Source organism: Microbacterium sp. BF1 (genome assembly GCF_019279095.1).
Lineage (GTDB): Bacteria > Actinomycetota > Actinomycetes > Actinomycetales > Microbacteriaceae > Microbacterium > Microbacterium maritypicum.
Genome location: NZ_JAGYWT010000129.1, coordinates 1 through 5858, shown reverse-complemented (window position 1 = coordinate 5858; position 5858 = coordinate 1). Strand labels below are relative to the sequence as shown.

The 5858-nt window shown below is 67.2% G+C and carries 5 protein-coding genes; all 5 read right to left on the bottom strand.

The window, feature by feature from the left end; genetic code table 11:
- The coding region (locus KZA10_RS06610; protein WP_256934498.1) for an amidohydrolase family protein at positions 1–557 on the bottom strand (557 nt) is incomplete at its 3' end.
- 56 nt (positions 558–613) lie between these two features.
- Entirely contained in the window at positions 614–1579 is a 966-nt protein-coding gene (locus KZA10_RS06605) for an aspartate carbamoyltransferase catalytic subunit (RefSeq protein WP_218682463.1), read from the bottom strand.
- Complete coding sequence (pyrR, locus tag KZA10_RS06600) at positions 1576–2106, bottom strand: bifunctional pyr operon transcriptional regulator/uracil phosphoribosyltransferase PyrR (protein ID WP_017830560.1); 531 nt, start codon at positions 2104–2106, stop codon at positions 1576–1578. The genes KZA10_RS06605 and pyrR overlap by 4 nt, the downstream gene beginning before the upstream one ends.
- Before the next feature lie 82 nt (positions 2107–2188).
- On the bottom strand, positions 2189–3766 hold the full coding sequence (locus KZA10_RS06595) for a Rieske 2Fe-2S domain-containing protein (RefSeq protein ID WP_218682462.1): 1578 nt from the start codon (positions 3764–3766) through the stop codon (positions 2189–2191).
- Positions 3767–3847: 81 nt separating this feature from the next.
- Positions 3848–5858, bottom strand: a 2011-nt coding sequence (locus KZA10_RS06590; protein ID WP_218682461.1) for a DEAD/DEAH box helicase, incomplete at its 5' end; no start/stop codon positions are given.

Here is a 5858-nt window from a genome sequence, read left to right as displayed (position 1 = left end):
GCGGGCCATCCGGCCAGGCCGAGCTCGGCCGAGACCGTGCCCTCGTTCATCTGCGCGCCCTCGGTGAGGCGGGGGTCCTGCGCATGCTGGGTGATGACGCCGTCGAACGACTTCACGTACTCCAGCGCGCGGCGCATGATGAGCGGATCGAACACGCAGAAGCCGTCGTCGCTGAAGACGCGGACCTGTGCGCGGGACGTGGCCATCGCTCCCAGCTCGGCGAGGCGCTCGCCCTTCTGTCCGACCGTCACGGCGCCGATGGGCTGCACCGTGGCGTAGCCGGCCGCTTCGCCGAGCGCGAGCTCCTGCTCGACGACGCCGGCGGTGTCGGCGACCGGCGAGGTGTTGGGCATCGCGAAGACGGCGGTGAAGCCACCGGCGGCCGCCGCCCTCGTTCCCGTGAGGATCGTCTCGGAAGCCTCGTAGCCGGGCTCGCGCAGATGCGTGTGCAGATCGACGAGTCCCGGAAGGGCGACCAGCCCTGCCGCGTCGATGACGCGCGCGCCGGAGCGCGTGAGCCCGGTGCCGATCTCGGCGATCCGGCCGTCTTCGATCATGATGTCGGCGCTCTCGGCACCGAGCAGCTGTGCACCGGTGATGACGAGGGTCTCGTTCACAGGTCTCCCCCTCGTTCGTCGTCTCGTTCTCCTGCCAGCAGCAGGTACAGCACCGCCATGCGGACGGAGACCCCGTTCGTGACCTGTTCCAGCACCGTCGAGCGGGGGGAATCGGCAGCTTCGGAGGAGATCTCCAGTCCCCGGTTCATGGGTCCGGGGTGCATGACAATGCTACCTGCCGGAAGACCGGCCACACGCCGTGCGTCCAGACCCCATCGACGGGAATACTCCCGCTCAGTCGGGAAATATGCAGCGTTCATGCGTTCCAGCTGGATGCGCAGCATCATCACCGCGTCCGGGTCCTCGGCCAGAGCCTCATCGAGGTCGTATACCACGCGGACCGGCCAGAGCGACACGTTCTGCGGCACCAAGGTCGGCGGCGCGACCAGGGTGACCTCTGCTCCGAGCGTGGTGAGCAGCCAGACGTTGGAGCGGGCGACCCGCGAATGCAGCACGTCGCCGACGATCACGACCCGCAGTCCGCTCAGATCGCGACCGCGGCTCTCGGCGCCGAAGCGGCGCTTGCGGAGGGTGAAGGCGTCGAGCAGGGCCTGCGTCGGGTGCTCGTGCGTGCCGTCTCCGGCGTTGACGACGCCGGCGGAAATCCAGCCGCTGGTGGCGAGCGTCTGCGGGGCGCCGGATCCAGGGTGGCGGACCACGACCGCGTCGGCGCCGATGGCCTCGAGCGTCTGCGCGGTGTCCTTCAGGCTCTCCCCCTTCGAGACGCTGGAACCCTTCGCCGCGAAGTTGATGACATCCGCGGAGAGGCGCTTGGCGGCGGCCTCGAACGAGATGCGGGTGCGTGTCGAATCCTCGAAGAAGAGGTTCACCACGGTCTTGCCGCGCAGCGTCGGGAGCTTCTTGACCTCACGCGACTGCGTGTCGGACATGTCCTCGGCGACATCGAGGATGCGCAGGGCGGTCGCCCGATCGAGGGTGCGGGTGTCGAGGAGGTGTCTCATTCGCCGATCGTCACCTCCTCGGCCCCGTCGTTCTCGAAGAGGCGCACGTTGACCCGCTCGGTGCGGGCGGAGGGGATGTTCTTGCCGATGAAGTCGGGGCGGATCGGGAGCTCGCGGTGTCCGCGGTCGACGAGGATCGCCAGGCGCACGACGGCGGGGCGTCCGATCGACTGGATGGCGTCGAGAGCGGCACGGATGCTGCGGCCGGAGAAGAGCACGTCATCGACGAGCACGACCGTCTTGCCGTCGATTCCGCCCACCGGGATCTCGGTGGGCCGCGGGGAACGCGTCGGGTGCTTGGCGAGGTCGTCGCGGAAGAGCGTGACATCGAGCGCGCCGACGGGGACCGACTGCTGCGCGATCTCGCTGATCAGCAGGCCGAGGCGATGGGCGAGAGTGACGCCGCGGGTCGGAATGCCCAGCAGGACGAGGTTCTCGGCACCTCGATTGGATTCGAGGATCTCGTGGGCGATACGGGTCAGCGCTCGTGAGATGTCGGCTTCGTGCAGCACAGTGCGCATGCTCATCGGCCGCTCCCTTCTCCGCCTCACAGGACGGTGTTAAAGGTTGCTTGTGACGAAAGTCTATCGGAGCGCAGGCTCCGGCGGATCAGCTCGCTTCCTGCAGGACCGGATCGGTGACCTCGTCGATCTTCGACGAGCGGATCGGGTGGCCGGCGGTGGAGAGGCAGCGGCCGGTCTTCAGATCCCACTTCCAGTCGTGCATGCTGCACGTGAGGATCCCGTCCTCGTCGACCGTGCCCGTGCGGGTGAGGTCGGCGCGCAGGTGCGGGCAGCGGCGCTGAACGACCCAGTCGCCGATCTCGGTATCTTCGGTCTGGTCGGTCTGCTCCTGGTACCAGTTCTCCACGTACTCGATCCGATCGACCGAGAGGCACTTGAGGAACGTGGTGAGGAACTCGTTGAACTTGCCACTGCGGCCCACCGAGAACTGCATCGAGAGGAAGATCGAGTTGGACCAGTCGATCTCGTGATCGACGATGTTCGTCGAGACCAGGTCGGCGGGGATCGTGTACCAGTACACGCACTCCTCGCCCGCGTACTCGCGGACCTTCGCGCGGGGGAAGTCGACCACCATGTCGAGCTCGCCGATGCGGAAGCGCACGCAACCGCCGACACCGAGCCGGATGGTGCGGGACTTCTTCAGCAGCGGTTCCCACCAGGTCTTGATCGCCTCGAGCATCTCTGCGGGCGGGATGATCTCGGCACGAGACGCCTCCTCGTCGCGGATCTCCTGCTGTCGGCTCGCGCGCTGTTCCTCGAGGTACTCCCACTTCTCATCGAAGATGTGCGCGATCTCGGCCTCGGTGTAGAGCGTCTGCTCACTCGTGACCTCTCCCCCGTCGATCGTGACGACCGTGCCGGGGATGAAGAGCTGACCGTCGTACTGCGGCGCGAGCTCCTTCATGTGCGCGAGGAACTGCTTCTGGTCCGTGAAGATCGACTCGCCGTTCTTGCCGAGACCGTTGAAGTCGAACAGGTCGTCACGCAGGAACATGGGGGGCCCTGCCATCGGGAAGACGTGCGGGGCATCGACCTTCTCGATGTAGTACATCGCGCGCTTGTTCTGCGCCTCGCGCTTGAGCCGGGCGAAGTTCTGCTTGGCGTCCAGCGGCAGGTCGTAGACCATGGGCCACCAGATCGCACCGGACACCTGGGTGAAGTAGGCGTCGGGCTTGCCGAAGTCGAGCAGCTTCTCGAGGTCGAGCGGGTGCGAGTCGTTCTGGTTCAGGATCGAGCCGGTGCCGTCGTCGACGCTCAGGGAGGAGTCGCCGATGGGGCCGTCGCTGGGCGCGCGCAGCGGCGTGATCATCATCTTGAGCTCACCGCGCTGGATCACCTGGCCGGCAGGAGCGTAGGTGATGTTCGTGTAGCCGAGGGCGCGGATGTCCTTCTCGAGGTCATCGGTCGGATACTCCGGAAGCAGCACCTCGATGTCCTTGCGGATGTAGCGCTCCAGGAGCCGCGGGTCGAAGTGGTCGCGGTGCCGGTGCGAGATCCAGAGGAAATCGGCCTCGCGTCCGAAGCGCTCCCAGTCCAGACCACGGTTGTCGGGGAACGGGAACCAGGATCCGTAGAACGAGGGTCCGAGGACCGGGTCGCAGATGATGTTCCCGCCGACCGTCTCGATGAACATCCCGGCGTGGCCGAGTCCCGTGATCCGCATTGCATTCCTCCCGAAAGTGAACCGTTCGATTGTACCGACGGCTCCCTGTGCGCCCGGTCGACCCGGCCGTGAGTAATCCGGTCAGTCCTCGAACAGGCCGCGGATGTCGTCGGCGGAGAGCGACTGCGCGAACAGCGCCTCATCGTCGAGCACGGCCGTGAACAGCCGCGCTTTGCGGCGCTGCAGGTCGAGCACCTTCTCCTCGATCGTGCCGGTGGAGATCATCCGGTAGACGAACACCTGGCTGACCTGACCGATGCGGTGCGTGCGATCGACGGCCTGCGCCTCGGCCGCCGGATTCCACCACGGATCGAGCAGGAAGACGTAGTCGGCCTCGGTCAGGGTGAGGCCGAATCCGCCGGCCTTGAGGCTGATCAGGAAGACCGGTTGCACTCCCGATGTGAAGCTCTCGACGACCTTCTGGCGGTGGCGCGTCGACCCGTCCAGGTGCGCGTAGGGGATGCCGGCGGCGTCGAGGCGGGCCGCGGCGAGGTCGAGGAACGACGTGAACTGGCTGAACACGAGCGCGCGATGCCCTTCAGCCTGCAACTCGATCACGCGCTCGAGCAGCACATCGAGCTTGCGCGAGCCGATCTTCGCATCCGCGGCGTCGATGAGCCCCGGGGCCAGGCTGAGCATGCGCATCAGGGTGAGCGATCGGAACACGATGAAGCGGTTGCGGTCGAGATCTTCCAGCAGGCCGAGCACCTTCTGCCGTTCGCGCTGCAGCACGACGTCGTAGAGCGCCCGGTGGGAGGAGCTGAGCTCGACCTCGAGGATCTGCTCCTGCTTCGCCGGCAGGTCGGGTGCCACGAGCTCCTTCGTGCGTCGCAGCAGCAGCGGCCGGATCCGCCGACGAAGCTGCTCGAGGCGACGCTGACGGTAGGCGCCGCCCTCCTCGTTCTCGGGGACCTTCCCCTGCTCGATGGGTTGGATGTACTGCTCGCGGAACTTCCGCGCCGAGGCGAAGAGCCCCGGAGCGGTGAGCTTCAACAGCGCCCACAGCTCGCTCAGGCTGTTCTCCATCGGCGTTCCGGTGACCGCGAACGTCACATCCGCGCGGAATGAGGCGATGGCGCGGTGCAGCTTGGTCGCCGGGTTCTTGACGAACTGCGCCTCGTCCAGGAAGATTCCGGCCCACTCGACGCGCGCGTACTCGGCCTCGTCGAGCCGGGCGACGGCATAGGTGGTGATGAGGAGATCGACGTCGCGGATGCTGGCGTCGACCGAGGGACCCTGGGTGTTTCCGCGGAGCCGCACCCGGAGCGTGGGCGCGAAGTGCTCGGCCTCGCTGCGCCAGGTGGCGAGGACCGATGTCGGCACGACGGCGAGGAAGGGCCGCCGCTCCCCCGCCTCTCGCGCATGCACGATGAGGGCCAGGAGCTGGAGCGTCTTGCCGAGCCCCATGTCGTCAGCGAGGATGCCACCCAGGCGATGGCTCCACAGGAAGGCGAGCCAGTCGAGACCTTCCTTCTGATAGGGGCGGAGTTCGGCCGTGATACCCGACGGCACAGCGACCGGGGGCACCGAGGTGGCCGCGCGCAGACCGTCGGCGGTCGCACGCCACGAGACGGCGGGGATCGCCTCATCGGCGAGGTCTTCGAACTCCTCCCAGAGATCGGTCTGGTACCGACTGATCCGCGGACCGGTCTCCCACTCGTCGAGCGCGCCGGACTCGTCGATCAGTTCCCGGAGGCGATCGAGCGCACGGTGATTCAGCGAGAAGTAGCTGCCGTCGACCAGGAGGAGCTTCTTGCGCCCCTTGCTGAGCGCCATGAACAGCGGCTCGAACGGGATGGTGCGCCCGTCGATCTTGACCAGGATCCCCAGATCGAACCAGTCGGGATCGCTGCTCTCGACGGTCGAGACGGTGATCTCCGGCTCGCCCGTGAGCTCGTGGTAGCTCTTGCGACGGCCCTCGACGCTGACCGTGACGCCCTCGGCCTCGAGCGCGGGCACCGTGCGGGTGACGAACTCGGCGGCGGCGACGTCGTGGAAGGAGCCGGTCGCGGTGAGCTCCTCGCCCAGGTGCTCTCTCCAGACGGACCGCAGCGTGTCCCGGAGCGCATCCTCGGCCGCGATGTCGCGCACC

What these genes read in the sequence shown, in the direction of transcription:
- KZA10_RS06605 (WP_218682463.1), bottom strand. Translation starts at nt 1,579, where the DNA reads ATGAGACACCTCCTCGACACCCGCACCCTCGATCGGGCGACCGCCCTG.
- KZA10_RS06595 (WP_218682462.1), bottom strand. Translation starts at nt 3,766, where the DNA reads ATGCGGATCACGGGACTCGGCCACGCCGGGATGTTCATCGAGACGGTC.
- pyrR (WP_017830560.1), bottom strand. Translation starts at nt 2,106, where the DNA reads ATGAGCATGCGCACTGTGCTGCACGAAGCCGACATCTCACGAGCGCTG.